This is a genomic window from Pseudomonas flexibilis (assembly GCF_000806415.1).
Taxonomy (GTDB): Bacteria; Pseudomonadota; Gammaproteobacteria; order Pseudomonadales; family Pseudomonadaceae; genus Serpens; species Serpens flexibilis.
Genome location: NZ_JTAK01000002.1, coordinates 156,234 through 170,840, shown reverse-complemented (window position 1 = coordinate 170,840; position 14,607 = coordinate 156,234). Strand labels below are relative to the sequence as shown.

The following is a 14,607-nucleotide window of genomic DNA, read 5'->3' as shown; positions in this document are numbered from 1 at the left end:
GTGCTGAGCACTCAACCACTTCCGCAGCCGGGGGGCCGCATGCTCGATCCACGCAACGTGAAGACCGTCGAAGACGCCAGGCGCATCATCGAGGAGCGCGGCCTCAGCCACGTCAAGGTGGGGCTGTTCGACATCGATGGGGTGATGCGCGGCAAGTACATCAACCGCAGCAAGTTCTTCTCGGCGCTGGAGCACGGCAGCGGCTTCTGCAACGTGGTGCTGGGCTGGGACGTCAAGGACAAGCTCTACGACAACACCACCTACACCGGCTGGCACACCGCCTACCCGGATGCGCCGGTGCGCATCCTCCCGTCCAGCTGCCGGGAAATCCCCTTCGAGAACGGCATGCTGCTGTTCCTTGGCGAATTCGCCGAACAGGCCGAGGCCGTCTGCCCGCGCAACACGCTGTTGCGGGTGATCCAGCGCTGCCAGGCGATGGGTTTCGATCCCCTCGCCGCGCTGGAATACGAGTTCTTCCTGTTCGACGAAACACCACACTCGGTGCGCAACAAGGGCTTTCGCAACCTCAAGCCGCTGACCCCGGACTGGTTCGGCTACTCGACCATCCGCAACTCGGTGCATGCCGAGCTGTACCACGAGATCCTCGACCTGGGTCAGCGCATGGACTTCCCCATCGAGGGACTGCATTCGGAGACCGGGCCCGGGGTGGTCGAGGCGGCCATCGCCGTGGATCACGCCGAGGCCGCCGCCGACAAGGCGGCGCTGTTCAAGACCTTCATGAAGGTGCTGGCCCAGCGGCGCGGCTGCATGGCCACCTTCATGGCCAAGTGGTCGGAGCACTACCCCGGGCAGAGCGGGCATATCCACCTGTCGCTGCGCGAGCAGGCCAGCCAGCAGTCGGCGTTCCATGATCCGGCCGCCCCCCATGGCATGAGCACCCTGCAACGCCAGTTCATCGCCGGCCAGCAGCGGCTGATGCCGGAATTCCTCAGCCTGCTGGCGCCCACGGTGAACAGCTACCGGCGGCTCGTCCCCGGTTACTGGGCGCCCACCGACGCCACCTGGGGCGTGGAGAACCGTACTACCGCCCTGCGGGTGATTCCCGGCGGGGCCAAGTCGCAGCGCGTGGAGTACCGCCTGGGCGCGGCGGACGCCAATCCCTACTTGGCGCTGGCCGCCGCGCTGGGCTCGGGGCTGTACGGCATCCAGCAGGGCTGGGAACCCACCGCGCCAATCAGCGGCAACGCCTACGCAGTCGAACATCCGGCCGAGCTGGCCTTGCCGCACACCCTGTGGGACGCGGCGCAGCGCCTGAAAGCCTCCCAGGCCGCCCGCGAGCTGTTCGGCGACGCCTTCGTCGAACATTTCGCCGCGACCCGCGAATGGGAGGAACGCGAGTTCCGCAAACATGTCAGCGATTGGGAGCTGGACCGCTACTTTGAAATCATCTGATCGCCACGAGCCCCTTCCATGAAAACATTGCAATGCGTGTCCCCCATCGACGAATCCGTGTATGTGGAACGTCCCCTGGCCGAGGCACGCGACATCGCCGCCGCCCTGGAGCGTGCCGAAGCCACGTGCGCCAGCTGGAAGGCCACGCCGCTACCCGAGCGGATCGCGCTGACCCGTGAGGCGCTGCGGCTGTTCGCCGCCCGGGAGGACCAGCTCGCCGAGGAGCTGTGCTGGATGATGGGTCGCCCGATCCGCTACGCCCCCGGCGAGATTCGCGGCTTCGTCGAGCGCGCCAGCCACATGGCGGATATCGCCGAACAGGCGCTGGCCGATATCCGCCTGCCGGAGAAACCCGGTTTCACGCGCTTCATCCGCCGCGAGCCGCGCGGCCCGCTGCTGGTCATCGCGCCCTGGAACTACCCGTACCTGACCGCGGTAAACGCCGTGGCGCCGGCGCTGCTGGCCGGCAACCCGGTGATGCTCAAGCACTCGGCGCAGACGCCGCTGTGCGCCGAACGCATGGTCGAGGCGTTCCAGGAAGCGGGCGTGCCCTCGGGGGTCTTCCAGTTCCTGCACCTGGATCACGCCGACACCGAGCGGCTGATCCAGGCGCCGCAGATCCGCCACGTGGCCTTCACCGGCTCGGTGGCCGGCGGCGCGATGGTCGAAAAGGCGGCGGCGGGACGCTTCATCGCCACCGGCCTGGAGCTGGGCGGCAAGGACCCGGCCTATGTGCGCGCCGATGCCGACCTGGCCCATGCGGTGGAAACCTGCGTGGACGGTGCCTTCTTCAACTCCGGCCAGTCCTGCTGCGCCATCGAGCGCATCTACGTGCACGAGGCGCTGTACGACGACTTCCTGGAACGCGCCATCGCCCTCACCCGCCACTACCGGCTGGGCCGCCCGGACACGCCCAAGACCAGCCTGGGCCCGCTGGTGCGTCCGGCTGCGGCGGATTTCGTGCGCGGGCAGATCGCCGAGGCGGTGGCCGAAGGCGCCATCGCCCATATCGACCCCGCCGACTTCGACCTGGACTGCCCCGGCACGCCCTACCTGGCGCCGCAGATTCTCAGCAACGTGCACCACGGCATGCGCCTGATGCGCGAGGAAACCTTCGGTCCGGCGGTGGGCATCCAGAAGGTACGCGACGACGACGAGGCCCTGGCGCTGATGAACGACAGCGTCTACGGCCTGACGGCGGCGATCTTCAGCCGCGACGTCGACGCCGCCCTGGCGCTGGGCGACCGCCTGGAGGCCGGCACGGTATTCCTCAACCGCTGCGATTACCTGGATCCCGGGCTGGCCTGGACCGGCGTCAAGCAGTCCGGGCGCGGCTGCACGCTATCGGCGCTTGGCTACGAGCAGCTGACCCAGCCCAAGTCCTTCCACTTCAAGATCGAGACCTGAGCCATGGACGCATCGCGCTACCGGATGAATTGGAATTACCCGACCGCCATCCGCGTCGGCCCCGGCCGTTTGGCCGAGCTGCCGGAGGCCTGCCGCGAGCTGGGCATGCATGCGCCGCTGCTGGTCACCGACCCCGGGCTGGCTGGCCTGCCGATGGTCGAACAGGCCTTGGCGGGATGCCGGGCCTTCGGGTTGCGCCCGGGGTTGTTCTCGGCCATCAAGGGCAACCCGACAGGGCAGAACGTCAGCGACGGCGTGGCCGCCTTCAAGGCCGGACGCCACGACGGGGTGATCGCCTTCGGCGGCGGCTCGGCGCTGGATGCCGGCAAGGCGGTGGCGCTGATGGTCGGCCAGGACCGGCCGCTGTGGGATTTCGAGGATGTGGGCGATAACTACCAGCGCGTCAACGTGACCCGCATGGCGCCGGTGGTGGCGGTGCCGACTACCGCCGGCACCGGCTCTGAGGTCGGCCGGGTGGCGGTGATCACTGACGAGCAGGCGCAGCTCAAGCGGCTGATCTTCCATCCGCGCCTGCTGCCGGCCATCGTGATCCTCGACCCCGAGCTGTGCCTGGGCCTGCCGCCCAAGGTGACCGCCGCCACCGGCATGGATGCGCTGTCCCATTGCCTGGAAGCCTACTGCTCGCCGCTGTTCCATCCGATGGCCGAAGGCGTCGCCCTGCAGGGCATGCGCCTGATCCATGACTACCTGCCACAGGCGGTAGCCAATGGCAGCGACCTGGAGGCACGCCTGCACATGCTGGTCGCCTCGACCATGGGTGCCACCGCCTTCCAGCGCGGCCTGGGCGCCATGCACGCGCTGGCCCATCCGCTCGGCGCGCTGTACGACTGCCACCACGGCCTGCTCAACGCCATCCTCATGCCCTACGTGCTGGAGGCCAACCGCACCGCCATCGAACGGCCGCTGTCGCGCCTGGGCCGCTACCTGGGCCTGGCGCGCTGCGATGCCCAGGGGGTGCTGGAATGGATTCTGCGCCTGCGCGAAGAGATCGGCATTCCCCACAGCCTGGCCGAGATCGGCCTGGATGACAGCCAGGCCGAGCGCATCGCGCAGATGGCCGAACTCGACCCGTCGGCAGCCACCAACCCCATCGCCTTCACCCGCGCGGAATATCGGCAGCTGTTCGAGCGGGCGCTGCGCGGGAGCTTGTGAATCACCGTGTGCCGTCAATGGCGGGCAAGCGGATAACTTCCAGCCTGCGCCGAGCGAACCCATGTCCGGTGCGAGCCGCCCGGACGCACTGCGACGCCGCCCCCTCCGTGCATTGATGCAGAACAGAATGACTGTTGCGTCAGCCTCTCTATAATCGCCTCCCTGCAAAATGGAGGCACTATGACATCACGCGCATTACTGAGCCAAGTCGCCCTTAGGGAACGCTTGCGCCAGCTTGACCACGGCGAACTTCGCAGCTCGGGCTACTGGCTGACCAATTTCCTGATGGTAATTTCCACTGTGCTGGGCGTTTATCTGGCCGCGAAGGTGGGCCTGCAGCAGGCAATCACCTTCGACGAGATCAGCGACCTGAAGTACAGCTACAACCTGCAAACCGCCCTGGCGGACGAACTGGCCGAGAATGCGGCGGTGCTGCGCCAATACAACAGCAGCTACCTGTCCCGAGCGCTGCCGCAAGAGGAGCTGCTGCGCAACAACCCCGGCATCAGCCATTTCGTCTGGGACACCATGAAGTCCTCACCCCAGTCCCTGGAAACCCCTGGCTACTTTCTCAACGAAATCCAGCGCTTCTACCGTGCCTCCCAGCGCATCATCACCGCGCGCGAGCGACACCAGTACAGCGCCCTGCAGGCCAGTCAGCTACTGACCGAGCAGTTGGATTACCTCGAGCATCAGGTCTTGCCCCGCCTGCGCAACAACATCGCGCGTCTCCGCCAGGCCCTGGAAGCACTCGACGTTCAGGTTGCCGAGGAGATTCGGCATGCGCCGTAAGGTTTGCCCGCACTGCACGACAGCCTTTCTCACCCCGACGCGGTATCAGGACACCGATATCGAGCTGTGCCAGACCTGCGGCGGTCTGTGGTTCGAAAAACAGGCACTTAACGAGCTGCTTGCCGAACAGACAGCGGACGCCGGAATGGACTACACCCAACGCCTGGGCAACAAGGTGGGACCGACCGATCTCAAGTGCCCGGACTGCCGCGGCGCTCTCAAGCACTACCATCTGCTGCAGGATTTCACGCTGGAAGTGGATGTCTGCGCGAAGTGCGAAGGCGTCTGGGTGGAGCATGACGAGGTCGAAGCCGTACAACATTCCCCGCGCCTTCAGGGCGCGCTTGCGCGGGTCAACAAGAAAACCCACGCCGGCACCTGGCTGTTCCAGTTCTTTTCACACCTGCCCGTGGAATACAACATCCCGCCGCACCGCACCCCCTGGGTGACCTGGGCATTGATGCTGCTCAACATCCTCATCTTCGCCAGCTACGCCGCCTATCCGGCGCTGGCCGAAAACACCATCGCCCAGTTCGCCAGCCGCCCCGACCTGATCAGCCGGGGCGACCACCTGTGGGGCTTGCTGACCTCGACTTTCCTGCACGGCAACCTGATCCACCTGGCCGGCAACATGTACTTTCTCTGGCTGACCGGCGACAACCTCGAGGAAGCCCTGGGTCACTGGCGTTTCCTGGCCCTGTACCTGCTGTGTGGAATCGGTGCCTCCGCGGTGTCGCTGTTCTTCAACTGGGGCAGCGACATTCCCAGCCTGGGTGCCAGCGGCGCCATTGCCGGCCTGTTCGCCATGTATGGCCTGTGGTTCCGCCATGCCAGCCTGACGTTCATGGTGATCATCTACCAGGTCAAACTGGCGCCGATGTACTACATGCTCATCTGGCTGAGCCTGAACTTCCTCGGCATGCTGATCGGTGAAGACGGTGTCGATTACTGGGGCCACATTGGCGGCTTCGCTGTCGGCATGATCATCGCGCTGCTGCTGCACCGCTGGGTCATCGAGCACAACCCGCTGGTGCGACTGATGTCCTCCCCGCACGCCCGCCTCGTGCGCTGAGCATGAAAAAAGGCCCGTGCATCGCTGCACGGGCCTTTTCGCTTACCGGCGGGGAGTGGCGATCAGACCACGCCCTGGGCCAGCATGGCGTCGGCAACCTTCACGAAGCCGGCGATGTTGGCGCCCTTCACGTAGTTGACGAAGCCGTTCTCTTCGCGGCCGTAGCTCACGCAGGCGTGGTGGATGGACTGCATGATGGCATGCAGGCGCTCGTCCACTTCACCGGCGGTCCAGGACAGACGCATGGCGTTCTGGGTCATTTCCAGGCCCGAGGTGGCCACGCCGCCGGCGTTGGAAGCCTTGCCCGGCGCGTAGAGGATGCCGGCCTCGATGAACAGGTCCACGGCTTCCAGGGTCGAAGGCATGTTGGCGCCTTCGGCGACGCAGAAGCAGCCATTCTTCAGCAGGGTGCGGGCGTCGTTGGCGTCCAGTTCGTTCTGGGTGGCGCACGGCAGGGCGATGTCGCACGGCAGGTTCCACGGGCGCTGGTCGGCCAGGAACTGCAGACCGAAGTGTTCGGCCATTTCACGAATGCGACCACGACGGACGTTCTTCAGGTCCATCAGGTAGTCCCACTGCTCGTCGGTCAGGCCGGCCTCGGCATACAGGGTGCCTTCGGAGTCGGACAGCGAGATCACGCTGCCGCCCAGGTCCATGACCTTGCGCGCCGCGTACTGGGCAACGTTGCCGGAGCCGGAGATGGCCACGCGCTTGCCGTCCATGCCGCCCTTGTCCTGGTCCTTGAGCATTTCCTCGGCGAAGTACACGCAGCCGAAGCCGGTGGCTTCCGGACGGATCAGGGAGCCGCCGTAGCTGATGCCCTTGCCGGTGAACACGGAGGTCGCCTCGTTGGCCAGGCGCTTGTACTGGCCGTACAGGTAGCCGATTTCACGCGCACCCACGCCGATGTCGCCGGCCGGCACGTCGGTGTCGGCGCCGATGTGGCGGTACAGTTCGGTCATGAAGGACTGGCAGAAGCGCATCACTTCATTGTTGCTCTTGCCCTTCGGGTCGAAGTCCGAACCGCCCTTGCCGCCGCCCATGGGCAGGGTGGTCAGGGAATTCTTGAACACCTGCTCGAAGGCCAGGAACTTCAGCACGCCCAAGTTCACCGAGGGGTGGAAGCGCAGGCCGCCCTTGTACGGGCCGATAGCACTGCTCATCTGGACGCGGAAACCACGGTTGACGCGGGTGCGACCCTGGTCGTCGACCCACGGCACTCGGAACAGGATGGCGCGTTCCGGCTCGACGATGCGTTCGATGATGCCGGCTTCGAGGTAATGCGGGTTGGCCTCCAGGAAAGGCCACAGGCTGCGCAGGACTTCCTCGACCGCCTGGTGGAATTCGGGCTGGTCAGGATCGCGGCGCTTAAGACGCTCAAGGAAGGAATCTACAGTGATGCTCATAATGCGACGTCCGATGGAAAGGCAAGGCGTGAAAATTCGAGGGGCGTGACTTTATCAAGCGCATCAGCACCACGGAAGTGCGAAATGTCGTTTTTATGAAACTTTTTGGTGCGAACTTATAAATCGCCGCCAGCGCCTGCCTTGCGGAGCAACGCCACATGCGCCGTGACGAGGAAGTGTAGCGAGGGTGCGACAAAAGCGCACATCAGCGGTGAACACACCAAAATGGGGCCTTATCGGCCCCATTTCCGTGCACCCCTGACGGGCGTCAGGCAAGTTTCTTGTAGCGCACGCGGTGCGGCTGGGCGGCCGCTTCGCCAAGGCGCTTCTTGCGGTCGGCTTCGAACTCGGTGTAGTTGCCTTCGAAGAAGAACACCTTGCCGTCGTCCTCGTAGGAGAGGATGTGGGTGGCGATGCGGTCGAGGAACCAGCGGTCGTGGGAGATCACGATGGCCGAGCCGGGGAAGTCCAACAGCGCCTCTTCCAGCGCGCGCAGGGTTTCCACGTCCAGGTCGTTGGACGGTTCGTCGAGCAGCAGCACGTTGCCGCCCTGCTTGAGGGTCAGCGCCAGGTGCAGGCGACCGCGCTCACCGCCGGAAAGGTCCTTGACGAACTTCTGCTGGTCGGCGCCCTTGAAGTTGAAGCGCCCCACGTAGCCGCGCGACGGCACTTCGTAGTTGCCCACCTTGATCATGTCGAGGCCGTCGGAAACCTGCTCCCAGACGGTCTTGTTGCCGCTCAGGTGCTCGCGGCTCTGCTCGACGCTGGCGATCTGCACGGTTTCGCCGATCTCGATGCTGCCGCTGTCCGGCTGTTCCTTGCCGGTGAGCATGCGGAACAGGGTGGACTTGCCCGCGCCGTTGCCGCCGATCACGCCGACGATGGCGCCCTTCGGGATGCTGAACGACAGGTCGTCGATCAGCACGCGGTCACCGTAGCTCTTGCACAGGTTCTTGACCTCGATGACCTTGTCGCCCAGGCGCGGACCGGCCGGGATGTAGATCTCGTTGGTCTCGCTGCGCTTCTGGAATTCCTGCGACTGCATTTCCTCGAAGCGCTGCAGGCGGGCCTTGGACTTGGCCTGACGGCCCTTGGCGCCCTGGCGCACCCACTCCAGCTCGGCCTTCATGGCCTTGGCGTGGGAGGCTTCCTGCTTGGCTTCCTGAGCCAGGCGCGCAGCCTTGGATTCCAGCCAGCCGGAGTAGTTGCCCTCGAACGGAATGCCATGGCCACGGTCGAGCTCGAGGATCCAGCCGGCCACGTTGTCCAGGAAGTAGCGGTCGTGGGTGATGGCCACCACGGTGCCGGGGAAATCGTGCAGGAAGTGCTCCAGCCAGGCCACCGAGTCGGCGTCCAGGTGGTTGGTCGGTTCGTCCAGCAGCAGCATGTCGGGCGCCGACAACAGCAGGCGGCACAGCGCCACGCGACGCTTCTCGCCACCGGACAGGTGTTCGATCTTGGCGTCCCAGGCCGGCAGGCGCAGCGCGTCGGCGGCGACTTCCAGCTGGCGCTCCAGGTTGTGGCCGTCGGCGGCCTGCAGGATGGCTTCCAGCTTGGCCTGCTCGGCAGCCAGGGCGTCGAAGTCGGCGTCCGGCTCCGCGTAGGCGGCATACACCGCGTCGAGGCGCGCCTGGGCGTCCTTGATCTCGCCTACCGCTTCCTCGACGATCTCGCGCACGGTCTTCTGCGGGTCGAGCTGCGGCTCCTGGGGCAGGTAGCCGACCTTGATGCCCGGCATCGGACGGGCTTCGCCGTCGATCTCGGTGTCCACCCCGGCCATGATGCGCAGCAGGGTCGACTTGCCCGCGCCGTTCAGGCCCAGCACGCCGATCTTGGCGCCGGGGAAGAACGACAGGGAAATGTCCTTGAGGATTTCACGCTTCGGGGGGACAACCTTGCTGACCCGATGCATGCTGTAAACGTACTGAGCCATGACTGACCTTGAATGAAAGAGGAGATGTTCAGGGAGGTTAGGCGGCGGTTGGGACCTGGCTTCGGCCCTCCGCCCGGATACGGCGCTTGCCACCGCATCTGCTGGCCGGCTCGTGGCGCCGGCAGGGGCTATGCGCGTGGCGGCAAAGCTACCGGAATGCGGCGGCCAGAGCAAACCAGCCGGGATACTGGCAGTTAGCCGGTAGTCAGTGCATTCTAACCCCTTCGCATCCGCCATACAGTCTGCGCCGTGCCCGACGATCGCCCGTTCCCTCGCCTCGCCGCTCACCTGTTCCGCGACCCCTTCCGTCGCCTCGGCTGGTTTCTACTGCTGATCGCCCTGCCCGCCGCGTTTCTTCCCGAGGCGGCGGCGCTGCTCAGCGGCGGGATTCTGGGTCTGACCGGGCTGGCCCTGCTGCTGCGCCGGCCGGCGCCCACCTGGCAGCAACTGGACGGGGTGCTGGGTGCAGTCGAGGAACGGCTGCTGGTCAGCGATCTGAACGGCCGCCTGGGTTATGCCAACCGACCGGCTGCCGCGTTGTTCGGCCTGTCACCCCGGGAGATCAGCGGGCGCCAGTTGGCCGAGCTGATCCCCCAACTGCACGACCTGCTGAAGAACCCCGAGGAACAGCATCTGTGTGCCTCGCAGCTGCTGCAGTTCAACCTGGACGGCGAATCACGCCGCTTTGCCGCCAGCCGCAGCCGGCTACCCAACGATAACGGCCAGAGCGGCTACGTGTGGGTCCTGCGCGACGTTACCACCGAGCAGCGCGACCTGCGCCTGCTCACCGAAACCCGCCAGCGTTACCAGGGCATCTTCGCCAGCACCGGGGTCGCGCTGTGCGTATTCGACCTGCGGTCCCTGCGTGATTACCTGCGCGCGCACCGGGTGCACAATGCCGACGACCTGGCCGCCTGGCTGGACGCCGACCCCGGCGAGCGCCACCAGGCCCTCAGCCGGCGGTTGCAGCTCACCGAGGTCAATCGCATCGCCCTGGACCTGCTGGGCGTCGACGATGTCGAGCGCGCCTGGGAGTGCCTGGTGGGCAATCATCCGATCCAGCGCTCAGGCAACCGCTTCAGGTTCATCGCTGCGCTGCTGGAAGGCCGGGCCTACCTGGAGCTGGACGCCCACCTGATCAACGGCCAGGGCGTCGAGCGCCATCTGTGGATGGTCGCCAGCCTGCCAGCCAGCGGCGCGCCACTGGACGCCATTCCGCTGAGCATCGGCGACATGACCACGCGCAAGCGCTCGGAACTGTCGCTCGCCGAACGCGAGCGCTACTGGGCGCAGATGTTGCGCGCCATTCCCGACGCCATCTACGTGCTGTCGGCCAGTACGCGGCAGCTGCTGTTCAGCAACGAACGCTTCAGCCAGTTGCTGGGCTACACGGACAAGGAGCTGCTCGGCGGCAAGCGGGCGGATCTGCAGGCGCTGGTTCACCCGGACGATACCGAGCTGTACCAGCGCCTGGGCGGCCTGCGTCAGGTGCTGAGGCCGGGACGGCTGCTTTCCGCCCAATTGCGTGCGCGCCACCGGGACGGCTCCTGGCGCTGGCTGGAACTGCGCATGCAACCCCTCACCCAGGAGGAAGGCCGTACCGAACAGCTGCTGTGCATCGCCAAGGACGTGACTGGCCAGCTGGAGTTCAGCGAGTCGCTGCGCGACAGTGAACGCCGCTACCGGCTGCTGGCGGAGAACATGCGCGACGTGCTGTTCATCCTTGATGACGAGATGCAGACCAGCTACATCAGCCCGTCGGTGCAACAGCTCAGCGGTTACAGCGCCGACTGGCTGTTGCGCAACGGCGTACAGCGCCTGATGGCCCACCCCGAGCAACTGGCGGAACTTCGCCAGCGCCTGGCGGAGCTGCGCCGCCAACTGGCCAACCCGCACGAGCAGGCCGCATTGCGCCAGGAAAACCCGCAGCAGCGCTATCTGTTCGATTGTCAGTGCCAGGACGGACGCATCCTGCCCATCGAGCTGCGCACCAGCCTGATGTGGAGCGCCGCGGGGCGCTTCGAGGGCGTGCTGGGCGTCTGCCGGGATGTCAGCCAGCAGCGCCAGACCGAGCAGGAACTGCGCATGGCCGCGACGGTGTTCGCCAACTCCACGGCGGCGATCCTGGTCGCCGACCGCCAGGGCAACATCGTGCAGGTCAACGAAGCCTTCAGTCGCATCAGCGGCTACACCAGCGACGAGGTGCTGCGCCGCCACGCTACCCTGCTGACCGCCAACCGCCACGAAGCCGAACACCTGGCCGAACTGCTCGAACGCCTCGACCAGGACGGTCGCTGGGAGGGCGAGCTGACCCTGCAGCGCCGCTCGGGAGAAAGCTATTCCGCCTGGCTAGGCATCGCCGCGGTGCCCGACGGCGCGGGCGCGCTGGCCAACTACGTGTGCTTCTTCAACGACATGAGCGAGCGCAAGGCCAGCGAACAGCATATCCACCGCCTGGCCTACTACGACGCCCTAACCCTGCTGCCCAACCGTACGCTGTTCCAGGAGCGCCTGCAGCAGGCCCTGCAGGCCGCCGCCCGGCAGCGCCACTGGGTGGTGCTGATGTTCCTCGACCTGGACCGCTTCAAGCCGATCAACGACTCCCTCGGCCACGCCGCCGGCGACCTGCTGCTCAAGGATGTCGCCCTGCGCCTGTCGGCCTGCGTGCGCCACGACGACACCGTGGCGCGCATGGGCGGCGACGAGTTCACCCTGCTGCTCAGCCCGCTGGACGACGAGACCGAGGCGCGCCGACGAGCCATCGCGGTGGCGCAACGTATCCTCGCCAGCCTGTCCCACCCGTTCCTCATCCACGGCCGCGAGTTCTTCATCAGCGCCAGCATCGGCATCGCCCTGAGCCCGCAGGACGGCAGCCTGTCCAGCCAGCTGATGAAGAACGCCGACACCGCGATGTACCACGCCAAGGACCAGGGCAAGGACAACTACCAGTTCTACCAGGCCAACATGAACGCCACGACGCTGCAGCGCCTGGAGCTGGAGAGCGACCTGCGCCACGCCATGGAGGAAGGCCAGTTCCTGCTCTACTACCAGCCGCAGCTCGATGCCCGGGCGCACCGGCTGACCGGCGTCGAGGCGCTGCTGCGCTGGCAGCACCCGCGCCGCGGCCTGGTCTCGCCCGGCGAGTTCATCCCGGTACTGGAAGAACTTGGCCTGGTGGTGCAGGTGGGCGAATGGGTGCTGGCCGAAGCCTGCCGGCAGATCCGTGCCTGGCAGCTGCAGGGCCTGCCGGTGCCCAAGGTGTCGGTCAACCTGTCCGCCCGGCAGTTCGCCGACGGCATGCTCGGCGCGCGCATCGCCGACATCCTCGCCAGCAGCGGCCTGGCGCCCTCGTCCCTGGAGCTGGAGCTCACCGAAAGCATCCTGATGCGCGACGTCGGCGCCGCCATGCAGGTGCTCACCGTGCTCAAACAGATGGGCCTGTCGATCGCCGTGGACGACTTCGGCACCGGCTATTCCTCGCTCAACTACCTCAAGCAGTTCCCGATCAACGTGCTGAAGATCGACCGCAGCTTCGTCGACGGCCTGCCGGACGGCGAACAGGACGCGCAGATCGCCCGCGCCATCATCGCCATGGCCCACAGCCTGAACCTCTCGGTGATCGCCGAGGGCGTGGAAACCCGCGAACAGCTGGAGTTCCTGCGCGAGCACGGCTGCGACGAGATCCAGGGCTTCCTGCTGGCCCGGCCGCTGAGCGCGCAGGCACTGGAGGACAAGCTGCGCAACGGCGTGGTCACCCGCCTGGAACAGCACGCCGAACCGGCGCTCTGAGCCAACCCGGACGGAATTGATACGCAACGTGAGCCCCGCTCACGATGCTCCGCCGGCGCATACCCGAGGGCGCGCGGATGGGTTAGAATCCGCGCCTTCCTTACACCGCCCAGCTGATTCCCAGGGGACCGCCATGTTCAGCCGTGATTTGACCCTCGCCCGTTTCGACGCCGATCTGTTTGCCGCCATGGAGCAGGAAGCCAAGCGTCAGGAAGAACACATCGAGCTGATCGCCTCGGAAAACTACACCAGCCCGGCGGTCATGGAAGCCCAGGGCAGCGTGCTGACCAACAAGTACGCCGAAGGCTACCCGGGCAAGCGCTACTACGGCGGTTGCGAATACGTCGACGTGGTCGAGCAACTGGCCATCGACCGCGCCAAGCAGCTGTTCGGCGCCGACTACGCCAACGTCCAGCCGCATGCCGGTTCACAGGCCAACGCCGCCGTCTACCTGGCCCTGCTGAACGCCGGTGACACCATCCTGGGCATGAGCCTGGCTCACGGTGGTCACCTGACCCACGGCGCCAAGGTCTCCTCCTCCGGCAAGCTGTACAACGCCATCCAGTACGGCATCACCGACGAAGGCTTCATCGATTACGACGAAGTCGAGCGCCTGGCCGTCGAGCACAAGCCGCGCATGATCGTCGCCGGCTTCTCCGCCTACTCCCAGGTGCTGGACTTCGCCCGCTTCCGTGAAATCGCCGACAAGGTCGGTGCCTACCTGTTCGTCGACATGGCCCACGTGGCCGGTCTGGTCGCCGCTGGCGTGTATCCGAACCCGGTGCCGTTCGCCGACGTGGTCACCACCACCACCCACAAGACCCTGCGCGGTCCGCGTGGCGGCCTGATCCTGGCCAAGGCCAACGAAGAGATCGAGAAGAAGCTGAACTCCGCCGTGTTCCCGGGCGCCCAGGGTGGCCCGCTGGAGCACGTGATCGCCGCCAAGGCTGTGTGCTTCAAGGAAGCCCTGCAGCCCGAGTTCAAGGCCTACCAGCAGCAGGTCGTGAAGAACGCCCAGGCCATGGCCGAGGTGTTCATCCAGCGCGGCTTCGACGTGGTGTCCGGCGGCACCCAGAACCACCTGTTCCTGCTGTCGCTGATCAAGCAGGACATCACCGGCAAGGACGCGGACGCCGCCCTGGGCCGCGCCTTCATCACCGTGAACAAGAACAGCGTGCCGAACGACCCGCGCTCCCCGTTCGTCACCTCCGGCCTGCGCATCGGCACCCCTGCGGTGACCACCCGCGGCTTCAAGGAAGCCGAGTGCCGCGAGCTGGCCGGCTGGATCTGCGACATCCTGGCCGACCTGAACAACGAAGCGGTGATCGACGCCGTGCGCGAGAAGGTCAAGGCCATCTGCGCCAAGTTCCCGGTGTACGGCAACTAAGCATCCACGCAATGCAAAAAGCCCGGCAAATGCCGGGCTTTTTGTTTGCGGTTTGCATGGAGGCGGCATTACGCCAGTTCGACGCTGCACCCGAGACAGCCAGCGCCATTCGCCAGGCCACAGACGCAGGGCGGACAACGCACCCACCAGGCGCAGGGCGGACAAAGCTTTATTGGTCCGCCAAACAGGCAACTCCGAAGCACCAAGCACGACGCCGTGCGGACCGCCCGGCGGA

Annotated in this window: 9 protein-coding genes; 7 read left to right on the top strand and 2 right to left on the bottom strand. The window is 66.1% G+C overall.

The features are described from left to right. Positions 1-39: 39 nt before the first annotated feature. The 5 genes from PT85_RS04525 (at position 40) to PT85_RS04505 (ending at position 5,857) form a co-directional block, all read left to right on the top strand. Positions 40-1,413, top strand: a complete 1,374-nt coding sequence (locus tag PT85_RS04525; protein WP_039606063.1) for a glutamine synthetase family protein — start codon at positions 40-42, stop codon at positions 1,411-1,413. 18 nt (positions 1,414-1,431) lie between these two features. After that, positions 1,432-2,820: an aldehyde dehydrogenase family protein gene (locus PT85_RS04520; RefSeq protein WP_039606062.1), complete on the top strand. Its 1,389-nt coding sequence runs from the start codon at positions 1,432-1,434 to the stop codon at positions 2,818-2,820. Between the two features lie 3 nt (positions 2,821-2,823). Continuing rightward, positions 2,824-3,993, top strand: coding sequence for an iron-containing alcohol dehydrogenase (locus PT85_RS04515; RefSeq protein ID WP_039606061.1), 1,170 nt, complete (start codon positions 2,824-2,826; stop codon positions 3,991-3,993). A gap of 225 nt (positions 3,994-4,218) precedes the next feature. After that, on the top strand, positions 4,219-4,785 hold the full coding sequence (locus PT85_RS04510) for a hypothetical protein (RefSeq protein WP_052237609.1): 567 nt from the start codon (positions 4,219-4,221) through the stop codon (positions 4,783-4,785). After that, positions 4,775-5,857 (top strand): rhomboid family intramembrane serine protease, encoded by a 1,083-nt coding sequence (locus PT85_RS04505; RefSeq protein WP_039606060.1) that lies wholly within the window; start codon positions 4,775-4,777, stop codon positions 5,855-5,857. The genes PT85_RS04510 and PT85_RS04505 overlap by 11 nt, the downstream gene beginning before the upstream one ends. Before the next feature lie 62 nt (positions 5,858-5,919). Here the strand turns inward: PT85_RS04505 and gdhA are convergent, their stop codons facing one another. Together gdhA and ettA are read right to left on the bottom strand one after the other, a co-directional pair. Then, the gene (gene gdhA / locus PT85_RS04500; RefSeq protein ID WP_027589584.1) at positions 5,920-7,263 is read right to left on the bottom strand and encodes an NADP-specific glutamate dehydrogenase; all 1,344 of its coding nucleotides are present in this window, start codon (positions 7,261-7,263) and stop codon (positions 5,920-5,922) included. 268 nt (positions 7,264-7,531) lie between these two features. Next, the gene (gene ettA / locus PT85_RS04495) at positions 7,532-9,196 is read right to left on the bottom strand and encodes an energy-dependent translational throttle protein EttA (protein ID WP_027589585.1); all 1,665 of its coding nucleotides are present in this window, start codon (positions 9,194-9,196) and stop codon (positions 7,532-7,534) included. A 249-nt stretch (positions 9,197-9,445) separates the two neighbouring features. Here ettA and PT85_RS04490 point away from each other — a divergent pair, with 249 nt between their 5' ends. Both PT85_RS04490 and glyA read left to right on the top strand, forming a co-directional pair. Further along, positions 9,446-12,985, top strand: a complete 3,540-nt coding sequence (locus tag PT85_RS04490; RefSeq protein ID WP_052237608.1) for an EAL domain-containing protein — start codon at positions 9,446-9,448, stop codon at positions 12,983-12,985. 133 nt (positions 12,986-13,118) lie between these two features. Next, entirely contained in the window at positions 13,119-14,372 is a 1,254-nt protein-coding gene (gene glyA, locus PT85_RS04485) for a serine hydroxymethyltransferase (protein ID WP_039606059.1), read from the top strand. Positions 14,373-14,607 lie beyond the last annotated feature (235 nt).

What these genes read in the sequence shown, in the direction of transcription:
- PT85_RS04525 (WP_039606063.1), top strand. Translation starts at nt 40, where the DNA reads ATGCTCGATCCACGCAACGTGAAGACCGTCGAAGACGCCAGGCGCATC.
- PT85_RS04520 (WP_039606062.1), top strand. Translation starts at nt 1,432, where the DNA reads ATGAAAACATTGCAATGCGTGTCCCCCATCGACGAATCCGTGTATGTG.
- gdhA (WP_027589584.1), bottom strand. Translation starts at nt 7,263, where the DNA reads ATGAGCATCACTGTAGATTCCTTCCTTGAGCGTCTTAAGCGCCGCGAT.
- ettA (WP_027589585.1), bottom strand. Translation starts at nt 9,196, where the DNA reads ATGGCTCAGTACGTTTACAGCATGCATCGGGTCAGCAAGGTTGTCCCC.
- PT85_RS04515 (WP_039606061.1), top strand. Translation starts at nt 2,824, where the DNA reads ATGGACGCATCGCGCTACCGGATGAATTGGAATTACCCGACCGCCATC.
- glyA (WP_039606059.1), top strand. Translation starts at nt 13,119, where the DNA reads ATGTTCAGCCGTGATTTGACCCTCGCCCGTTTCGACGCCGATCTGTTT.
- PT85_RS04505 (WP_039606060.1), top strand. Translation starts at nt 4,775, where the DNA reads ATGCGCCGTAAGGTTTGCCCGCACTGCACGACAGCCTTTCTCACCCCG.